Source organism: Plantactinospora mayteni (assembly GCF_016862935.1).
Taxonomy (GTDB): Bacteria; Actinomycetota; Actinomycetes; order Mycobacteriales; family Micromonosporaceae; genus Plantactinospora; species Plantactinospora mayteni.
Genome location: NZ_BONX01000023.1, coordinates 505550 through 526134, shown reverse-complemented (window position 1 = coordinate 526134; position 20585 = coordinate 505550). Strand labels below are relative to the sequence as shown.

Sequence of the window (20585 nt, the reverse complement as noted above, 5' to 3'; positions counted from 1 at the left end):
GCGATTAACGCAGTGGTCACGGCCTATATCGCCGCAAGGGGTCGCGGTGATGCCGCGAATATTGCTGAAGTGAATTCGTGGCTACGTCCGGTTGACACCTCTGCGCGGCATAGAAGATGATGAAGGTCGGCAGAAAAATGTAGCTGAGAGGACTCGCTGCATGTTCATTGGCCGAAGACTGCGCAAATTCGCTGCCCAGGGGTTGGCGGTGGCGGTAATCGTGACAGCCACCGTCGCCACCCGACTTCCCGAGCCCGCGCTCCCCGAGACCGAGGAACTGCGCCGCCGTTACGCGTTCGACCGGCAGCACCTGACCTCGCTGGCCGTCCGTGGCGAGCAGGAGCGGCGTCAGGTCTCGCCCGGGGTGGCGCACATCTCGACCTGGATCTCGGCGCTCGGCGCGGCGGTCGCCCTCGGCGACGTCGACGGCAACGGGCTCCCCGACGACCAGTGCCTCGTCGACCCGCGCACCGACACGATCACCGTCGCCCCGGTCGCGGGCGGCTCCCGGTACGCCTCCTTCGTCCTCGATCCGGCGCCGCTGCCGTACGACCCGGTGGCCACCGCCCCGATGGGTTGCCTGCCCGGCGACTTCAACGGCGACGGCCGGCTCGACCTGGTCACCTACTACTGGGGCCGGACCCCGGTGCTGTTCCTGCGCACCGCCGACCCCACGACAGGCCCCGGCGCGTACGTCCGGCAGGAGGTCATGCCGACGGTCGAGCGCTGGTACACCGACTCGATCCTCAGCACGGACGTGGACGGCGACGGCCACCTCGACCTCGTCGTCGGCAACTACTTCCCGGACGGGGCACGTCTGCTCGACCCCCGGGCCACCGACGACCCGCTGATGCAGATGCAGGACTCGATGTCCCGCGCCTACAACGGCGGGACCAAGCGGTTCCTGCTCGGCGGGCCCGGCGGTTCCGACCCGGGGTCGGTCCGGTTCGTCGACGTCCCGGGCGTACTGCCGAGGGACGCGGAGCGGGCCTGGACCCTGGCCATCGGGGCGTACGACTTCAACGGCGACCTGCTGCCGGAGCTGTACTTCGCCAACGACTTCGGCCCGGACCGGTTCTATCTCAACCGCTCGACACCCGGGGCGATCCGGCTCGAACCGCTGCTCGGCGAGCGCGGTGCGACCACCCCGCGGTCCAAGGCGCTCGGCCAGGACTCGTTCAAGGGCATGTCGATCGACTTCGCCGACATGGACGGCGACGGGCACACCGACATGTTCGTCAGCAACATCACCAGCGAGTTCGGCCTGATGGAAAGCCATTTCGCCTGGCGCAACACGGGCCGGGTGGGCGACATGAACGCCGGGACGGCCCCGTTCGAGGACCGCAGCGAGGAGTTCGGGCTGGCCCGCTCCGGCTGGGGCTGGGACGCCAAGTTCGGCGACTTCGACAACGACGGCACCCCCGAACTGGTCCAGACCACCGGCTTCACCAAGGGCGAGCACAACCTCTGGCCACAGGTGGCCGAACTGGCCATGGCCAACGACGAGGTCCTGCACCACCTGCCGACCTGGATGCGGCACACACCGGGCTGGGAACTCGCCGGCCGCGACGAGGACGCGTTCTTCGTCCGGGGTACCGACGGTCGGTGGGGGAGCATCAGCGATCTGGTCGGGCTCGGCGGCGAGACCACCAGCCGGGGTGTCGCGACCGCCGACGTGAACGGGGACGGGCGACTCGACTTCGCCGTGGCCCGGCAGTGGGAGGACTCCTACCTCTTCGTCAACCGGGGCCAGAGCGGCGACACCAGCCTGAACCTGAAACTACTGCTGCCTCCTGCGGGTGCGCCCGCAGGTCCCACCACGGCGACCACCGGAGCCGGGAGCAACACCGTGCGGGGGTCGCCGGCGATCGGCGCCACGGCGACCGTGCTCCTGCCGGACGGCCAGCGGATGGTCGGCCAGGTCGACGGGGGCAACGGCCACTCCAGCGTACGGAGCCCGGAACTGCACTTCGGCCTCGGCGACCTGCCCGGGGACCGGCAACTCACGGTGCGGCTCGACTGGAGGGACCGGCAGGGGCAGCTTCATCACCGTGACGTCACGGTGAGCCCGGGCCGATGGACGATCCTTCTGGGGGAGTGATCACCGTGGGGAAACAACCCGTCGACAAGCGCATCGCCGCGCTCAGACGCTTCGCGTTGACGATCTCGATCTTCACCCTGCTGGGCCACGTCTGGCTCGGCCTGGAATCGCCGTGGATCACCCCGCTGGTGACCCTGGCGACCGCGTACGGCGTCTCGATGGCGCTGGAATGGGTGGAGGCCTGGTCACAGGGACGCCGACCGGCGTTCCTCGGCGGCCGGCGGGAACTGGTCAACTTCCTGCTACCGGCGCACATCGCCGCGCTGGCGATCGGCCTGCTGATCTACCCGGGCAGCCGGCTGTGGCCCTTCGTACTGGCCACCGTGATCGCGGTCAGCGCCAAATACCTGGTACGGGCGCCGGTGAACGGACGCCTCCGGCACGTGCTCAACCCGTCCAACGTCGGCATCTCGGCGGTACTGGTGATGTATCCGTCGACCGGCATCGCGATGCCGTACCACTTCACCGCGAACACCTCGAACGCCCTGGACTGGATCATCCCGCTGGCGCTGCTGGCCGGCGGCCTCATGCTCAACACCCAGCTCACCGGCAAGTGGCCGCTGATCGCCGCCTGGGTGCTCGGCTTCGCCGCTCAGGCGGTGCTGCGTGGACTCTTCACCGACACGCTGATCCTGGCCGCCCTGGCCCCGATGACCGGGGTGGCGTTCATCCTGTTCACCAACTACATGATCACCGACCCCGGTACGACGCCGACCTCGTCACGCAACCAGGTCGTGTTCGGGCTCGCGACGGCAGCCGCCTACGCCGGCTTCATGCTGGCACACATCTCGTACGGCATCTTCTTCGCGCTCACCGCGGTCTGCGCGATCCGGGGCGGCTGGCTCTGGTACGCCGCGCTGACCAAACGCTCCACCGGAGCGGAGCCCCCACCGCCGGCTCCACCCGAGCCCGGCGTGCCCGCCCCGGACGACCGTCCGCCGGTATCCGCAGCTACGGGGCTGCCCAACCGGAAGGCGGCCGTGGTATGAGCGAGCGAATCAGTTGGCGCAGGGCGGTGGTGCCTCATGACGGCACGGAGCGAAGCGGAGTGCCGACATGAGCGGCATGGTGGCGGTCGTCGGGATGGCGTGCCGCTATCCGGAGGCCGACTCGCCGGACGAGCTCTGGGAGAACGTACTGACCCAGCGCCGCTCCTTCCGCCGGATCCCCCGCGAGCGGCTCTCCCTGGCCGACTACCACTCCGCCGACCCGGGCACGCCCGACGCCATCTACGCCGAGTACGCCGCCGTGCTGGAGGACTACGAGTTCGACCGGGTGCGATTCCGGATCTCGGGCGGCACGTACCGGTCGGCCGACCTGACGCACTGGCTGGCGCTGGACGTCGCCGACGCGGCGCTGGCCGACGCCGGGTACGGCGAACGCCTCGCCTTCGAGCGGAGCCGTACGGCGGTGGTGGTGGGCAACACCCTGACCGGTGAGTTCTCCCGCGCGTCGGTACTCCGGCTGCGCTGGCCGTACGTCCGTCGGCAGGTCAGCCACGCCCTCGGCCGGCACGGGTGGGACGACGAGGCACGCCGGACCTTCCTCGACGAGCTGGAGCGGGACTTCAAGGCGCCGTTCCCCGAGTTCGGCGAGGAGTCGCTGAGCGGCAGCCTGTCCAACACCATCGCCGGGCGGATCTGCAACACCTTCGATTTCGGCGGGGGCGGCTACACCGTCGACGGTGCCTGTGCCTCCTCGCTGCTGGCCGTCACCACCGCCTGCGAGGCGCTGGGCCGGGGCGATGTCGACTTCGCGCTCGCCGGTGGCGTCGACCTGAGCCTCGACCCCTTCGAGCTGGTGGGCTTCGCCAAGACCAGGGCGCTGGCCACCGACCTGATGCGGGTGTACGACGAGCGGTCGGCCGGCTTCTGGCCGGGCGAGGGCTGTGGCATGGTGGCGCTGGCCCGGTACGAGGACGCGCTGGAGCGGGGCGCCCGGATCTACGGTGTGATACGAGGGTGGGGGATCTCGTCGGACGGCCGGGGCGGCATCACCCGGCCCGAGCAGCGTGGGCAGTCGCTGGCGCTGGCGCGGGCCTACGCGCGGGCGGGCTATCCGGTCACCTCGGTACCCCTGTTCGAGGGCCACGGTACGGGCACCGCCGTCGGTGACGCCACCGAACTGGCCACGATCGGGGACGCCTGCCGGGCCGGCGGGGGGCGGCCCACCCCGGCCGTGATCGGGTCGATCAAAGCCAACATCGGGCACACCAAGGCGGCGGCTGGGGTCGCCGCGCTGATCAAGGCGCTGCTGGCGGTGGACCGGCAGGTGCTGCCGCCGGCGACCGGCTGCGAGCGACCGCACCCCGAACTCACCCGCCCCGACGCGGTGCTGCGGGTACTCCCCGAGGCCCGGCCGTGGCCGGTGGAGCAGCCGCTACGCGCGTCGGTGAGCGCGATGGGCTTCGGTGGCATCAACACCCATCTCACCCTGGAGGGGACCCGGGCCGTCCGGCGCCGGGACGTCACCGCCCGGGAGCGCTCGCTGTCGGCGACCGCGCAGGATCTGGAGCTGTTCCCGTTCGCCGGCGCCGACCGGGCGGAGCTGCTCCGGCAGGTCGAGGCGCTGCGCGACGTGGCGGCGGAGCTGAGTTTCGGCCAGCTCGGCGATCTGGGCGTCGAGCTGGCCGGCTCGGTCGAACCGGATCAGCCCGTCCGGGCGGCGGTACTGGCCGCCACCCCGGCGCAACTGGCCGGGCGGCTGGAAGCACTCGCCGCGGCGCTGCGCGGCGACGCCACCGCCGACGGGACCGACGTGCTGCTGGGCGAGGGCGCCGGGCGGCCCCGCATCGGGTTCCTCTTCTCCGGGCAGGGCTCGCCCACCTACCTCGACGGCGGGGCGCTGGCCCGGCGGTTCCCGGCCGTCGCCGAGATCGTCGCCGGGCTGGAGGGCGGGCCGGACCTGCGGCACACCGCGATCGCCCAGCCCGCCATCGTCGCGTCCAGTGTGGCCGGCGCCGCCGTGCTGGCCGCGCTGGGTATCGAGGCCGACATCGCCGTCGGGCACAGCCTCGGCGAGCTGACCGCGCTGCACTGGGCGGGGGTGCTCGGCGTGCACGACGTCGTGCAGCTCGCCCGGGCCCGTGGACAGGCCATGGCGGACTGTCCGGGCGAGCCGGGAATCATGGTCGACCTGGCCACCGATCCGGCCACCGCCCGGGAGCTGGTCGCCGGGGTGGCGGCCACCATCGCGGCGTACAACGCGCCGGAGCGTACCGTCGTCTCCGGTCCGGCGGTCGCGGTCGAGCAGGCGGTCGCCCGGGCCCGACAGCGGGGGATCGGAGCCACCCCGGTCAGGGTGTCGCACGCGTTCCACTCGCCGATGATGGAACCCGCCGGGCAGGCGCTGTGCCAGCGGTTGAAGGAACTCGACCTGTCCCGGCCGCGCCGTACCGTCGTCTCCACGGTGACCGGCGCGGTCCTGGAGCCCGGCACCGACCTCACCGAGCTGCTGGTCCGGCAGCTCACCGAACCGGTCCGGTTCACCGACGCGCTGCGGGCCGCGGGCCCGCTCGACCTGCTGGTGGAGGTCGGGCCGGGACGGTTGCTCGGCACGCTGGCCGCCGCCTCCGGCCGGTCGGCCCTGGCCACCGACGCGGCCGGGCCGCAGCTGGCCCCGCTGCTCCGGGTGGTGGCCGCCGCCTTCGTGGCCGGTGCGCCGGTCCAGCTGTCCGCCCTCGCCGCCGGCCGGACGCCCGGCCGCAAGCCGGCGTTACGGCCGCGCCGTTTTCTCGGCAACCCCTGTGAACAGGCCCCGGACCAGGACGCCGGTGCCGGACCGGGGCTGCCGCGCAGCCGGCCCGGTACCGACGTACCGGCCGAGCCGGCGACCGCCGGAGTCGACGCCGAGGTCGCCGCGTCGGGCCGGACGGATCCGCTCGGGGTGCTGCGCAAGCTGGTCGCGGCCCGGGCGGAGCTGCCAATGGAGGCGGTCACCGCCCCGAGCCGGCTCCTCACCGACCTGCACCTGAACTCGATCACGGTGGCGCAGATCGCCACCGACGCCGCCGGCCTGCTGGGCGTACGACCACTGCTGGATCCGACCCAGTTCGCCGATGCCACCCTCAGCCAGCTTGCCGCCGTACTGGCCGACTCCGAACCGGACGACGGCGCCGACGGGGCGATCGTGGCGGGCGTGGCGCCCTGGATCCGCGTCTTCGAGCCGGTCTGGAAGCCGGCCGCCCGCCCCGGCACCGACCGGGTACCCACCCGATGGCGGGTGATGGCCGACGAGGACGACCGGTGGGCCACGGCGATGCGGACGGCGTTCGGAGCGGACGGGGCCGAGCGGACCGCCGGGGCCGAGGGGACCGTCGGGGCCGAGGGTGATCCGGCGGCGACGGCGCGCGGCTTGGCCGTGCTCGTCGGACCCGGCCGGAACGCGGCGACCGCCCGACTGCTGGTGGCGGTGGCGCACGAGGCGCTCGACGCCGGGCGGTGCGACCGGATCGCCGTCGTGCACCGGGCCGGTGCGGCCGGATTCGTGAAGACGCTCTCCCTGGAGCTGCCCGGCCTGCCGGTCCGGCTCGTCGAACTACCCGACGGCGAGCCGGCCGATCTGCCGGAGCTGCTGCACGCCGCACGGCTGGAGGCGGAGACCGGTGCCGGCTTCGCCGAACTGCGGCTGCCCGCCCTGACCAGGCGCGAGGTGCCCCGGCTGCGGGCCGTTCGGCCCCGGCCCGCCGACCCGTACCTCGGCCGCGACGACGTGCTGCTGGTGACCGGTGGCGGCAAGGGGATCGGCGCCGAGTGCGCGCTCGCCCTTGCCGGCTCCTCGGGCGCGCGGGTGGCGCTGCTCGGCCGGTCGGCGGCGGACGATCCACAGGTGGCGGCGACCGTGGCGCGGTTCCGGGCGGCCGGCCACACCGTCGAGTACGTCCAGGCCGACGCCGGGGTCGCCGAGGCGGTACGGGCGGCGGTGGCCCGGGTACGTGACAAGCTGGGCGAGCCGACCGCCGTACTGCACTCCGCTGGGGTGAACGAGCCGGCCCGGCTCGCCGACGTCACCCCGGAGACGGTCGACCGGACGGTACGGCCCAAGTCCGCCGGGCTGGCGCACCTGCTGGCGGAACTGGACCCGGGGCGGCTGCGCCTGCTGCTCGCGTTCGGCTCGATCATCGGCGCCGGCGGAATGCCGGGGGAGGCGCACTACGCGCTGGCCAACGACTGGCTCCGGCTCGACGTCGAGGAGGCCGCCCGGCGGCTGCCGCACTGCCGGTGCCGGGTGGTCGAGTGGTCAGTCTGGTCCGGCGCCGGGATGGGCGAGCGGCTCGGGCTGCTCCAGTCGATGCTGCGCCGGGGCGTCAGCCCGATCGGCCTCGACGAGGGCGTGGCGCTGTGCCGGGACATCGTCGACGACCCCGAACTGCCGGTCTCGGTCGTCGTCACCGGCCGGTACGGCCAGTTGCCGACCCTTCCGCTGGACGGCGGCGACCTGCCGCTGCTGCGTTTCCTCGACAAGCCGCTGATCTGGTATCCGGGGGTGGAACTGGTCGCCGAGACGACCCTGTCGCTGGCCACCGACAGATACCTGGCCGACCACAGTCTCGCCGGGGTGCCGCTGGTGCCCGCGGTACTCGGACTGGAGGCGATGGCCCAGGCGGCCGGCGCGCTCTTCGGGCGGCCGGTCACCGCGATCAGCGACGTCGAGCTGCCTCGGCCGATCACCGTCCCGGTGGACGGCGGCCGGGTGATCCGCCTCGCCGCGCTCCGGGAGGGCGACGTGGTGCGGCTCGCCGTCCGTAGCGACGAGACCTCGTACGGCGTCGACCACTTCCGGGCGGTCTGCCGATTCGACGAGCCGACGGGGGACGTCTTCCCGGAGGCCGCCACCCTGCTGCCGAACACACCCACGGCCGAGGGAGAGCTACCCGACGGCCTGTACGGCGGGCTGCTCTTCCACGGCCCCCGGTTCCGTCGGGTACGCCACTATCCGGAGCTGCGGGCCCGGCGCGCGGTCGCCGAGATCGCGGTGGACGACGACGCGGACTGGTTCGGGGCGTACCTCTCGTCGACGCTGCTGCTCGGCGACTTCGGCGCCCGGGACGCCTTCCTGCACGCGGCCCAGGCGAGCGTGCCGCACCGTCGGGTACTGCCGCGATCGATCGGCCGGATCGACCTGGTCGCCCGGCCACGTACCGGGCCGGCCCGCGTGGTGGCGGTGGAGCGGTACTCGGACCGTACGACCCTTCGCTTCGACCTGGCGGTACTCGACGAGCGGGGTCGGCCGTACGAGGTCTGGCGGGACCTGGAACTCCGGGCGGTGGAGCCGCTGCCGGTACCGGACCGGTGGCCGCCGGCCCTGGCGGTGCCGTACCTGGAACGTCGTCTCGGCGAACTCGGGCTGCCCGTGTCGGGTCTGGCCCTGCACCGCGACGACGCGGGGCAGGCCCGGCGGGGCCGCAGCGCCGCCGCGCTGGCCTCGCTGCTCGGCCCGGCGGCGGTGCTCCGGTACCGGCCCGACGGCCGACCCGAGGTCGACGGCGACGGCGAGGTCTCCACCGCGCACGGATCCGGGTTCACCCTGGCCGTGCACGCTGCGGGACCGGTCGCCGCCGACATCGAGCCGGTGGAGTCCCGCGACCGGGACACCTGGCGCGGGATGCTCGGCGACGAACGCCTCGGCCTCGCCGACGAACTGGCCCGGCAGGGCCCCGGCGGCTTCGACGAGGCGGCCACCCGGGTCTGGACCGCGGCCGAGTGCCTGACCAAGGCTGGTGCGGGTGGTGGCCCGGTGCCGCTCGTGCGCGAACACGCCGAGGCGGACGGCTGGGTCGTGCTGCGGGCCGGCCGGTGGCGGGTGGCCACCGTCGTGACGCGGCTGGACGGCGTCGCCGCACCGCTCGGGCTGGCTGTGTCGACCGACGCCGCGTTACCCGACGCTGTGTTGCCCGACGCCGTGGTGCCCGACGCCGCGTTACCCGACGCTGTGTTGCCCGACGCCGCGTTACCCGGTGCCCTATTGCCCGACGCCGCGTTGCCCGACGGCGGGCAGGTGGGCGTCGAGGAGAGTCGGCCCGACATCCGACCGTGACGGGTCGGCACCCGACAGCCCGCTGACCGATGACTCTCCGCCGACCACATTTCCGTCGACTGTCCCGGCCACGACGAGTCGACTGTCCCGGCCACGACGAGTCGACTGTCCCGGCCAGGACGAGGAGCCGAGGACGACGCGGAGCCGTAGCCGGGCGACGTGCGCCACGGCCGGCCCGACCGACCACGACCAGCCCGACCAGGAGCCGAGAGGAGTACGACGACCGGCCACCGCCGTTGTCGATCGTCCTCGTACCACAGAATCCAGCCGGCGATATCCAGGGGAGACAGGTGTGATGGAACGAAATGGTGACCGGCCGACCGTGCTGCTGATCGGCGGCAGCCAGGCGGAACCGTCCCGATCGAGGGCCCTGCTCGAAGCGACCGCCGACGTGATGTCCACGATGGGCGTACAGCCGGTCCGGTGGTTCGCCGGCTCGGACAGCGGGGCGCCGGGCTGCGGACGCCCGGTGGAGGCGGGCCCCGGCGAACTGCGCGAGCTGGCCAACGGGGCCGCCGCGCTGGTACTGGTGACGCCGCTTTACCACAACTCCTACTCCGGCGTGCTGAAAGCCTCGCTGGACCATCTCAACGCCGGTCATCTCGCCGGCAAGCCGGTCGCGCTGATGGCCACCTGCGGCACCTACAACTCGCAGGCACTCGAACACCTGCGGACCGTGGTGGGGGCGCTGCGCGGAGTCGTCATTCCCACCCACCTGATCGCGACCGACGTGGACTTCGCCTCGCTGGTCGACGGGTACCAGCTCACCGGAGCCCGACTGCGGGCCCGGCTCGTCGACCTGCTCGACGAGCTGATCTGGTTCATCGGCCGGCTCCAGGACCGGCCGCAGGACGTGGGATCGGCCTCCGGCACCGCCGAGCCGGCCGACGCGCAGTGGGCGGACGGCAGTGTGGCCGCGCCCCGGCCGTGGAACGGCCAACTCTCCGACGCGATCACCCGGGCGGTCGCCTACATGCGGGAGAACTACGACGACAGCGAACTCTCGCTGGACGTGGTGGCGAGGGAGGCACACATCAGCCGTTACCACTTCTCCCGCAGCTTCAAGGCCCAGACCGGCCGCCGCTTCATCGACTATCTGACCATGCTGCGGCTGAGTCAGGCCCGTACGCTGCTGGCCGAGACCGACGAGCCGGTGACGGTGATCTGCCACTCCGTCGGCTACCGCGACCTGAGTCACTTCGAACGTACCTTCAAGGGCTGGTTCGCGGTCGCGCCGTCGGAGTTCCGTCGCCGCCACCAGGCCGAGGCGGTCAACCGGCCCGCGCAGATGCCGCGCCAGCGGACCGGTCGGACCGGAAACGCGCCGCCCGGGGCGGGGCTGCCCGGTGGGCGGAACCGGCAGCAGTCGGTCACCCGACTCCGCAAGCCGGCATGACGGTCACCGAGCGCGCCGACGCGGCCCGGCAGTGGCGTGCCTTCTTCGCCGATCCGGAGTATCCCCGGCTGGTCGGCGGCATCCTGACCGAGCAGCGCACCCGCGCGGAACTGGCCGCGCTGGACACCGCCGTCGAGCTGTCCCCGGGAACCCGGGTGCTGGACCTCGGCTGCGGCCAGGGCCGGCTGAGCGTTCCGCTGGCGGCGAGGGGTTGCGAGGTCGTCGGCCTGGACGGGTCCGCGGCGCTGTTGGCCCATGCCCGGGCCGCGGCCGACGCGGCCGGGGTGCGGATCGAGTTCGTGCACGCCGACATGCGGGACCTGGCCCACGCCGACCGGTTCGACGTGGTGCTCAACATGGGCACCGCGTTCGGGTACGCGCCGGAGTCCGATCACCAGCCGACGCTCGCCGCTGTCCGGCGCGCGTTGCGGCCGGGCGGGACGCTGCTGCTCGACACGGAGAACCGGGATCGGATGGTACGTGCCGATCGGCGGATCTCCTTCGACCGTGCGGGTACGACCGTCGAGTGTGACCGGTCGTACGACCCGTACACGGGGCGGTGGCACGAGGTCCTGCGGTGGCGGCACGACGGTCGTACGCACCGGGCGGAGTACTCGCTGCGGCTCTACACCGTCGCCGAGCTGGTGGCCGCACTCCGGTCGGTCGGGTTCACCGAGGTCGACGCCTGGGGCGATCTCGCCGGTACGCCGTACGAGCTGGACAGTCCCCGGACCGTGCTCCGCGCCAGGGCCGCCGGCTGACCCCTGCCCCACCCCCACCCCGTCCACAGTCGACCCGCACCCGTACGGCCACCGGGCCGGGCCCGCCCCGCCCCGGCCCTCGCCCATGCCCATGCCCGCGTCAGCGGGTACGTCATTGCCTGGAAGGAGTGGAGATGTCCGAACCACAGCTCGTGGTGCCCCGGCCGACCCCGGTACGGCCGAGCCCCGCCCCGGCGACACCCGGCGGCGACCTGTCTCCCCGGCGCCGCGTCCTGGTCATCGTGCTCAGCGTGCTGGCCGGCTTCGCGTTGACGGTGGTCTGGTCGGCGCACTTCGTCGACAGCGTCATCGGCGACACGGTCGCCGACGGGCTGCTCGGGCACGACGCCCGGGACACCCCGATCACCGGCGTCACGGCCGGTATCCTCTTCGCCTTCGTCAGCGGGCTGGCCGGCACCTTCACGGCCTGCAACATCGCCGTTTTCGGTGCGATGGCGCCGGTGCTCGGGGAGGGCCGGTCGGTCCGGCAGCGGCTCGCCGCCACCCTGCGCCCGCTGGGCTGGATCACGGCCGGCATGGTGGCCGTCTCCGCCACGTACGGTGCGATCGCGGCCCTGGTCGGCACCCGGATGCCGCAGTTCTCGACCGCGCCGACCTCGACGGGCGCCGGTCTGCCGCCACGGCTGATCCAGTCCATGGTGGTGTTCGGCCTGATCGGGGTGGTCCTGATCTACCTCGGGCTGGCCGCGGTGGGTGTGCTGCCGGACCCGCTGGCCCGGGTCTCCGCCCGCTTCCCCGGCGCCTACCCGCTGGTGCTGGGGGCGTTGATCGGCGCCTTCCTGATCGGTCGCCCGTTCCCGCTGTTCCGGATGATGTTCCGGGACGCCGCGGAGAGCCACAACCCGCTCTACGGCGCGATCGCGTTCGTCCTCCAGTCGGTCGGCAACATGGTGGTGGTGGCGGTCCTGCTGCTGGTGCTGGCGTACGCCATGGGCGGCCGGCTGGGACGCTGGCTGACCGCCCGGCCCGGCCGAGTCGCGACGGTGACCGGCGCCGCGCTGCTGGTGGCCGGAAGCTTCACGCTGCTGTACTGGGACGTCCGCCTGCTCGCCCGCTTCGATCTCATCTGGTTCCCCTCCATGCCGTGGAACTGAGGGTCCGGACCACGGAACCGACCCCGGTCCCCGGCACGGAACCGACCCCGGTCCCCGGCACGTGACCGGCTCCGGGACGCCGCTGCGGCGCTCCCCGGGGCCGGTCACGGTCCGTAGATCGACGCGGCCAGCACGACGGCGAGCGCGCCGAGCATGAGCTGCAACTGCCGGTCCTGGAACAGCAGGTGTTCGGGTTGTTCGCCGGCGCCCCGGCCGATCAGCAGGTTCAGCCGCAGCACGACGAGGAGGAACGGCACGATGCTGGCCGCGCGCGGCGTGAGCCCCGGGAAGGTGCCAGGGGCGAGCGCCCACAGGCAGTACGTGACGATCATGGCGCTGGACGCGACGGAGCGGACGTTGGCCAGGTAGTCGACGCTGTACTCGGCCAGGGTGGGGCGGGTGCCGACGAGCCCGGTCAGCCGCAGTTCGGCCTCGCGGCGGCCGGTCACGAGCAGTAGGGACCCGAGGGAGACCACGATGAGGTACCAGTTGCTCAGCGCGACGCCGGTGGCGGCACCGCCGGCCGCCGCCCGGACGACATGGCAGCCGGCCACCACCGCCAGGTCGACGACCACCAGGTCGCGCAGGGCCAGCGTGTACGCCGTGGTCAGGGTGAGATAGAGCACCACCAGCCCGAACAGTGGCATCGGGCCGAGCGCGAAGGCGGCGGCGAGGGCGGTCGCGGCCAGTACCGCGGCGGTGAGGTAGGCGATCCGCAGCGGTACCCGCCCGGAGGCGATCGGTCGGGCCGACTTGTCCGGGTGTAGCCGGTCGGCGGCGACGTCCCGCGCGTCGTTGAGTAGGTAGCCGGCGCTGCTGGCCAGGCAGAAGATCACGAAGGTGGCTCCGGCCTGGGCCAGCGGTACGGGTTGCAGCAGGACACCGTCGGCGGCCGGGGCGGTGAGGACGAGCAGGTTCTTGATCCACTGGCGGGGGCGGCAGGCGGCGACCAGCCCGCCGCCCGCCGCCCTGACCGCCTTCGGTGCCGGCGGCGACCCGGCGGCACCCTCCGGGTCGACCGGTGTCGGCGCGGTCGCGGTCACGGCCGGTCCGGTGCCGGCCGCACGGCGTGGCCGTCGACGCCCGGGAGGGCCGGCGCGGGTTCGCCGGCTCCGCGCAGCGGCGAGAACCCGCTCTCCTCGGGTGCCGTCGCCGGGGACGGCGGGGTCACCGGGTCGCCCCGATACAGCGCCAGGGCGCCGAGCAGGGTGAGCCCGATGATCGGATAGGCGGCACCGGCCAGGTACTCGGCCACGTTCCACCGCAGCTCACTGCCGTCGTACGTCTGCATCAGCCAGGGCGGTCCGATGTAGAACACGGCGGCGGCGAACGCCGTACCGGCGAGCACCGGCAGCCGCCGGGTTCCGGCGGCGAGCGCGGTGCAGAGCATCAACCCCGGCACCGCCCAGACCCAGTGGTAGGTCCAGGAGGTCGGGGTGACGAGCAGTCCGAGCGTGGCGTTGGCCAGCAACGCGAACTCCGGGCCGAGGGACGGCGACCGCAACGCCCGGCGCATCGCGACGACGGTCAGCACGGCCGCCGCCAGATAGACCAGGGTGAGGACCAGCCCGGGTACGGAGATCCAGTGCAGCCGGCTGGCCGCGCCGAGCAGCGACTGGTTCGGCGACCACCACCAGCCGACCAGGTCGGTCACCCGGTCGGTGTCGAAGAGGTGCCGGGTCCAGTAGTCGACGGAGTCCCGGGGTGCCAGGGCGAGGGCCAGCAGGGTCGGTACGAGGAAGCCGACGGCGCTGAAGACGATCGCCCGGACGTCCTTGCGCAGCAACAGGAAGAGCAGGAACACCCCGGGCAGCAGCTTGAGCGCGATGGCCACGCCGAGCAGCAGGCCGCGGGGCCACCGTGGACGTGGGGTCAGCAGGTCGAGCAGGACCAACGCCATCAGCACGATGTTCATCTGGCCGAAGGTCAGCTCGTCGCGTACCGGACCCAGCAGGGTCAGGGCCGGCACCAGCAGTACGGTCAGCCAGACGGCGTCGACCCGGGGGAACCGGCGCTGGATCGCCCGGGCCACCACGTACACGGCGACGGCCAGGGCGATCAGCGTGACGGCGTACCAGGCGACGATGCCCACGGTGCGGGGTAGCAGGGTGACCGGTGCCAGCGCGATCGCCGCCACCGGTGGATTCATCAGTACGAGCTGGAGCGGCCCCATCGCGGTGGACATCTCCGGCAGGTCGTAGATGCTTCCACCGTCCCGCCACGCGGCGGTCGCCGCACGGTAGACGTCGAAGTCGAGCGAGCCGAACGAGTCGAGCGCCACGATGAGGGCGAGGGCCAGGATCTGCATCGCCAGCGCAGTGACGATCTTGGTCCGAGTTGCCATGGCGGGACCTTCCTAGCGGTCGGGCGGCGGGTCGGGCGGGGGTGGCAGGTGTGGCCTCAGGACCGGCTGATCCGGTGCAGGGCCCGGACCAGCCGGTCCACCTGGTCGGGAGTGGTGACGATGCTCGGTCCGAGCCGGACGAAGCTCTCCGTGTACTCGCTGGCGGTCGCCTCGATCTGGAACTCCTCCATCAGCCGGGCCACCACCTGCTCGGACGTGTAGCCGTCGACCGAGCAGCAGGTCAGCGCGGAGGAGAGGGTGGGATCCGACGGCGTCTTCACGGTGACCCCGGGCAGTTCCGCCAGCCCGGCCTTGAGCTGGGCCGCCTGCTCACGGGTCCGCGCCGCGACCCGGGCCTTGCCGATGGCCTCGTGGAAGTCGAGGATCGCCGGCACCGCCCACCGGTGCTCGAAGCTGTGGAAGCCGCCGGGGCTGTTCCAGTCGCCGGGCGGACCGGGCCACGGCCGGCCGAAGAACCAGCTCAGGATCGCCGCCTCGGAGAAGCTCGGCACCACCGGGTGGACCCGGTCCCAGTTCTCGGTGGAGGCCCAGACGAAGCCGGTACCGCGCGGGCCGAACAGCCACTTGTGCAGGCCGCTGATGAAGAAGTCGCAGCCCAGGTCCGCGATGCTGAAATCCTCCACGCCGACGCCCTGCACACCGTCGACCGAGAGCAGGACCCGGTCCGCGCTGTCGCGCCGGGCGTTCAGCTCGGCCAGCGCGTCGGCCATCATCCGGATCGGCAGCATGACGCCGGTACTGGACTGGATCCAGTCCACCGCCAGCAGCCGGGTGGCCGGGGTGATCTCGGCCAGCATCCGGTCGACCATGCCGGCGGCGGTGGCCCGCTCCGGCTGGTCGAACAGGGCTATCTTGCGCACCTTGACGCCGCTGGCCAGTGCGCGTACCCGCAGCGCCTCGTCGGTGCCGTAGAAGCCCCGGTCGAGGGTGAGCACCTCGTCGCCGGGGCGCAACACCAGTCCGGAGTAGACGGTGCCGAGGCCCATGGTGGTGCTGTCGGTCAGCGCCAGTTCTCCCGGCGCGACCCCCAGGTACGTGCCGAGGCGGGCCCGGATGGCGGTACTCCGGTCCATGTCGTTGCGGAACGCCCCGTACGCGTACGGGTCGACGTCCAGCCGGCGCCGGTGCTCCTCGATGGCCAGGCGTACCCCGGCCGGGTGCGAGGCCAGCACGAACGCGGAGAACTGGAGGTACTTCCGGGAGAGCCGGAACTGGTCGCGCACCGAGTCCCAGCTACCCGGGTTGAACCGCCGGTGGATCGTGGCGTCGCTCGGTTCCCCGCCGGCGTGCGCCGCATCGGGCCCGACGGTCGCGCCGATCCCGACGCCCACCCCGGCGGCCAGGCCGGACCGGAGCATCGCCCGGCGCCCGACTCCGGTCCGCTCTCTTCCGTCGTCGCCGACGGCTGTGCTGGTCATCTGCGTACCTCCAACTATCTCTGGGCCGGCCGGCGAGCAGTGGCGGTGCGGATTGCCGCGCAATGCCACCGCAATCAAGGCGCGCTGCCACGCCGCAATCAAGGCGCGCTCTTCGTGCTCTGAGGCTAAAGAAAGGCGGCCGGTCGTCGGCTCGGGCTTTGTTGCCCTATGCGCCGCCGCAACGGGATTTGTTGCCTCTTAATCAATGCTGATCAATGCTGTATTTGTTGCTTAGTTCATGTGTATCCGGCACTGTCGTGCGTATTGATGCGGCAGAATCCTAGGCGGCGCGCCGGCCTATCCCCAGCGCCGCGTCGCCCCGTACTCGTCTCCGGGAGCCATCATGGCCATAACCTTTCGCCGTACCCTGCCTGCCCGACGACTCCTGCCGGCCGCCCTGGCCCTGGCCCTGGTCGGAACGCCGGTGGTGGTGCCGGCGCCGGCCAACGGCGCCGCCGAACCCCGGTCGCTGCCGACGGGATTCGTCGAGGAGGTCGTGTTCAGCGGGTTGTACCAACCCACCAATGTCGAGTTCGCGTCGGACGGGCGGGTCTTCGTCACCGAGAAAAGCGGGATCCTGAAGGTATTCGACTCGTTCGACGACCCCACTCCGACCGTCCTGGCGGACCTGCGCGCCAGCGTGCACAACTACTGGGACCGGGGGCTGATCGGGCTGGCCCTGCATCCGGACTATCCGCAGGACCCGCGCATCTACGTGCTCTACACCTACGACGCGCCGATCGGCGGAACCGCACCGACCTACGGCACCGAGGAGAGCATCGACGACGACTGCCTCACCCCGCCCGGCCCGCTCAGCGACGGCTGCGTGGTCAGCGGCCGGCTCTCCACCCTGGTGGTCGACGGCGGCGCCGTCGAGGAGGACGTCCTGATCGAGGACTGGTGCATGCCGTTCCCCAGCCACTCGGTCGGCAACCTGGTCTTCGGCCGGGACGGGATGCTCTACGCCAGCGGCGGCGAGGGCGCCAACTTCGCCTGGACCGACTACGGACAGGACGGTTTCCCCGCCGACGACACCACCCCGGACAACCCGTGCGGGGACCCGCCGCTGCCGGCCGGCACCGAACTGGTGGCGCCGGACGCCGAGGGTGGCGCGCTGCGGGCCCAGGACGTGCGGACCTCCGGCGACCCGGCCACGCTGGACGGCGCCATCATCCGGATCGACCCGGACACCGCCGAGGCACCCCCGGACAACCCGATGGCCGACAGCGCCGACGCCAACACCCGGCGGATCATCGCGTACGGCCTGCGCAACCCGTTCCGGTTCACCCTCCGGCCCGGTACCGACGAGGTGTGGTCCGGCGACGTCGGCTGGGACGAGTGGGAGGAGATCAACCGGGTGACCCGGGACGGCGTGCCGAACTTCGGCTGGCCCTGCTACGAGTCGGCCCGCCCCATGCCGGACTACGCCGCCGTCGGCCTGACCCTCTGCGAGCGGCTCTACGACGGCACCGACGAGCCCGCCACCGAGCCCTACTACACCTACAACCACCGGGCCCCGCTGGTGCCCGGCGAGCCCTGCTCGCAGGGCAGCTCCTCGATCGCCGGACTCGCGTTCTATCCGGGCGGCAGTTATCCCGACGACTACGACAACGCGCTGTTCTTCACCGACCACAACCGCAAGTGCGTCTGGGTGATGCGGGCCGGTGCCGACGGCCTGCCCGATCCGGCCGGCGTGCAGGTGTTCGCCTTCGGCGAGTTCGGCTCCACCGAACTCCAGATCGGCCCGGGCGGCGACCTGTACTCGGTCGACCTGATGGGCGGCCGGATCCTGCGCTACGTGTACCGCGAGGGCAACCACCCGCCGGTCGCCGCCTTCACCGTCGATCCGGACAGCGGGACCGCGCCGCTGGCCGTACGCCTCGACGCCAGCGCCTCCAGCGACCCGAACGGCGACCCCCTGACGTACCAGTGGGACCTGGACGGCGACGGCGGGTACGACGACGCGACCGGCGTCACGGCCAGTCACACGTACCAGGAGAACGGCACCGTGACGGTCGGACTGCGGGTGGACGACGGCAGGGGCGGCACCGACACCGCCGGCTGGCCGATCCAGGTCGGCAACACCAGACCCACCGTCTCGATCGACGCGCCACTGCCGACCACCACCTGGTCGGTCGGCGAAGAGGTGCGCTACGCCGCCTCGGCCACCGACGCCGAGGACGGCACGCTGCCGGACTCCGCCTACCAGTGGTCGCTGGTGATCCAGCACTGTCCGAGCGACTGCCACGCCCACGAGATCACCCGGCGCTCGGGGCGTACCGGCAGCTTCAACGCGCCGGACCACGAGTACCCGTCACACCTCGAACTGCGGCTGACCGTGACCGACTCGGGTGGGCTGACCAGCTCGACGAGCCTGCCGTTGCACCCGAAGACCGTGGACATCACGCTCGCCAGCTCCCCGCCGGGACTCGCCCTGTCGGCGTTCTTCGAGGTCGTGCCCGCCCCGTTCACCCGTACCGTGATCGCGGGGTCGAGCCTGGCGATCACCGCGATCTCGCCGCAGGAGGTCGACGGCCGGGTCTACGAGTTCGAGTCCTGGTCGGACGGAGGCGCCCAGGTGCACAACATCACCGCACCGGCCGACCCGACGACCTACACCGCGACCTTCGCCCCGGAACCCAACCTCGCCGAGGACGCCAAGGCGCGCGCCTCCAGCCACGGCGGACGGGCCGGCGACCCGGCCCGGGCGGTCGACGGGCGGACCGACACGTCGTGGGTGAGCGACCGCGACACCCGCCAGTGGATCTCGATCGACCTGGGTCGCAGCCAGGCCGTCGAACGGTTCGTGCTGCGCTGGGGGGAGCGGCCCGGCACCGACTACCGGGTCGAGACCTCCGCCGACGGCCGCCGCTGGTCGACGGCGGCACAGGTCGAGGCCGGCGACGGCGGGACCGACGTGGTACGGCCGGACCAGGCGACCTCCGCCCGGTTCGTGCGGATCTCGATAACCGGCGGGGAACACCGGCACGGCCGGTACACCCTCGGCGAGATCGAGGTGTACGGCGGCTGACGGGTCGCTCCGTCGAGTCGCCGTGCTGTCCGGATAGCTGCCCGGGAAAGGGTGGGTTGTGCGCTTCAGGCACCCCGACGGAACGGTCGTGCACCTCGCCTACTGCGCGAACGTGCCCGCCGCAACGGACCTCGACGACGTGCTCGCCCAGCTCACCGAGCACGCGGAGCCGGTTCGCCGGAAGCTGGGGCTGGGGGTCCTGGGACTCGGGCTCTGGCTCTCGCCCCCGGTCGCGTCGGCCCTGGTCGAGGAGCCCCGGCAGCTCATCCGGCTGCGCGCCGAGCTGGCCGCCCGGGGGCTGGCCGTCGTCACCCTCAACGGCGCGTCGTACGCCGACCTCTCGGCGCCCACCGTCAAACGGGAGGCGTACGCCGTCGACTGGTCGCACCCCCGGCGGCTGGCGTACACCCTGACCCTGGTCCGGTGCCTGGCCCGGCTGCTCCCCGACGACGTGCCCCGGGGCAGCGTCTCCACGCTGCCGGTGGGGTGGCGCCGGCCGTGGTTCCCGGAGCACGAGCAGGCGGCGTTCCGGCATCTCGCGGCGCTGCCGGTCGGGCTGCGCCAGATAGCGGAGGACGAGGGGAAGCCGGTGCGGGTGGGCTTCGAGCCCGGGGCCGGCTGCGTGCTGGAGACCACCGACGACGTTGTCCGGCTACTCGACGTCGTGGACCGCGAGTGGATCGGGATCTGCCTGGACACCTGTCACCACTCGCTCACCTTCGAGGAGCCCGGCGAGGCCGTGCGACGGCTCGACGACGCCGGGCTTCCGGTGGTCAAGGCGCAGATCTCCGGCGCGCTCTCCGTCCCGGAGCCCGGTTCGGCGGCGGTCCGTCCCGCCCTGCGGGCCCTGGCCGAGCCCCGGTTCCTGCACCAGGTGCGGGAGCGGTCGGTGCGCGGCGTCCGTGGCGTGGACGACCTGGACGAGGCGCTCGACGGCCGCCACCGGCTGCCGGCCCGTGGGGCCTGGCGGGTGCACTACCACCTCCCGGTGCACGGCGGGGTCGAGCCGCCCTTCGAGTCGACGGTGGACGTCGCCGCCGGGGCGCTGCGGGCGCTGCTGGGCAACGGGCGCGCGGGCACCGACCAGATCGAGATCGAGACGTACACCTGGAGCCTTCGACCGGACCCCACCGCGACGCCGGACCCGTCCACCCTGGTCGCCGGGCTGGCCGCGGAACTCGACTGGACCCGGCGCCAACTCCTCGGACTCGGCCTCGTCCCGCTTCCGGCCTGACCCGGCCCCGTCGTGGTGCCGGCCTGACCCTGGCTTCGTCGACCGGACGCCGTCCGGGCGGCGAGAATTCCGCCGTACCGGGTGCCGATCGGCCCGGTTCGGCGCGACGATGGCGTAGAAAGTCAGGAG

11 protein-coding genes are annotated in these 20585 nt (G+C 72.6%); 8 read left to right on the top strand and 3 right to left on the bottom strand.

All coding sequences use genetic code 11. The features are described from left to right. The first annotated feature begins 220 nt into the window (after nt 1–220). The 6 genes from Pma05_RS18385 to Pma05_RS18360 all read left to right on the top strand — a co-directional run bounded on the left by Pma05_RS18385 (nt 221) and on the right by Pma05_RS18360 (nt 12408). Nucleotides 221–2101, top strand: coding sequence for a CRTAC1 family protein (locus tag Pma05_RS18385; RefSeq protein WP_239312553.1), 1881 nt, complete (start codon nt 221–223; stop codon nt 2099–2101). A 5-nt stretch (nt 2102–2106) separates the two neighbouring features. Beyond that, the gene (locus tag Pma05_RS18380) at nt 2107–3090 is read left to right on the top strand and encodes an RnfABCDGE type electron transport complex subunit D (RefSeq protein WP_239312551.1); all 984 of its coding nucleotides are present in this window, start codon (nt 2107–2109) and stop codon (nt 3088–3090) included. Between the two features lie 67 nt (nt 3091–3157). Beyond that, the gene (locus Pma05_RS18375) at nt 3158–9136 is read left to right on the top strand and encodes a type I polyketide synthase (protein WP_239312549.1); all 5979 of its coding nucleotides are present in this window, start codon (nt 3158–3160) and stop codon (nt 9134–9136) included. A 295-nt stretch (nt 9137–9431) separates the two neighbouring features. Beyond that, the gene (locus tag Pma05_RS18370; RefSeq protein ID WP_203858621.1) at nt 9432–10532 is read left to right on the top strand and encodes a helix-turn-helix domain-containing protein; all 1101 of its coding nucleotides are present in this window, start codon (nt 9432–9434) and stop codon (nt 10530–10532) included. Then, on the top strand, nt 10529–11293 hold the full coding sequence (locus Pma05_RS18365; RefSeq protein ID WP_203858620.1) for an SAM-dependent methyltransferase: 765 nt from the start codon (nt 10529–10531) through the stop codon (nt 11291–11293). The genes Pma05_RS18370 and Pma05_RS18365 overlap by 4 nt, the downstream gene beginning before the upstream one ends. 134 nt (nt 11294–11427) lie before the next feature. Continuing rightward, nucleotides 11428–12408, top strand: coding sequence for a hypothetical protein (locus Pma05_RS18360; RefSeq protein ID WP_239312547.1), 981 nt, complete (start codon nt 11428–11430; stop codon nt 12406–12408). A gap of 104 nt (nt 12409–12512) precedes the next feature. Here the strand turns inward: Pma05_RS18360 and Pma05_RS18355 are convergent, their stop codons facing one another. From Pma05_RS18355 to Pma05_RS18345, 3 genes are read right to left on the bottom strand one after another with little or no spacing between them, the layout of a single operon-like run. After that, nucleotides 12513–13451, bottom strand: coding sequence for a decaprenyl-phosphate phosphoribosyltransferase (locus Pma05_RS18355; protein WP_203858619.1), 939 nt, complete (start codon nt 13449–13451; stop codon nt 12513–12515). Next, nucleotides 13448–14752, bottom strand: coding sequence for a glycosyltransferase 87 family protein (locus tag Pma05_RS18350; RefSeq protein ID WP_203858618.1), 1305 nt, complete (start codon nt 14750–14752; stop codon nt 13448–13450). Before Pma05_RS18350 ends, Pma05_RS18355 begins: the two co-directional genes overlap by 4 nt. A gap of 56 nt (nt 14753–14808) precedes the next feature. Continuing rightward, the gene (locus Pma05_RS18345; RefSeq protein WP_203858617.1) at nt 14809–16191 is read right to left on the bottom strand and encodes an aminotransferase class V-fold PLP-dependent enzyme; all 1383 of its coding nucleotides are present in this window, start codon (nt 16189–16191) and stop codon (nt 14809–14811) included. Nucleotides 16192–16534: 343 nt separating this feature from the next. Here Pma05_RS18345 and Pma05_RS18340 point away from each other — a divergent pair, with 343 nt between their 5' ends. After that, nucleotides 16535–19222: a PQQ-dependent sugar dehydrogenase gene (locus Pma05_RS18340; protein ID WP_203858616.1), complete on the top strand. Its 2688-nt coding sequence runs from the start codon at nt 16535–16537 to the stop codon at nt 19220–19222. A 58-nt stretch (nt 19223–19280) separates the two neighbouring features. Continuing rightward, nucleotides 19281–20456 carry a metabolite traffic protein EboE gene (gene eboE, locus Pma05_RS18335; protein ID WP_203858615.1) on the top strand — a complete coding sequence of 392 codons (1176 nt, stop codon included), beginning with the start codon at nt 19281–19283 and terminating at the stop codon, nt 20454–20456. Nucleotides 20457–20585: the final 129 nt, after the last annotated feature.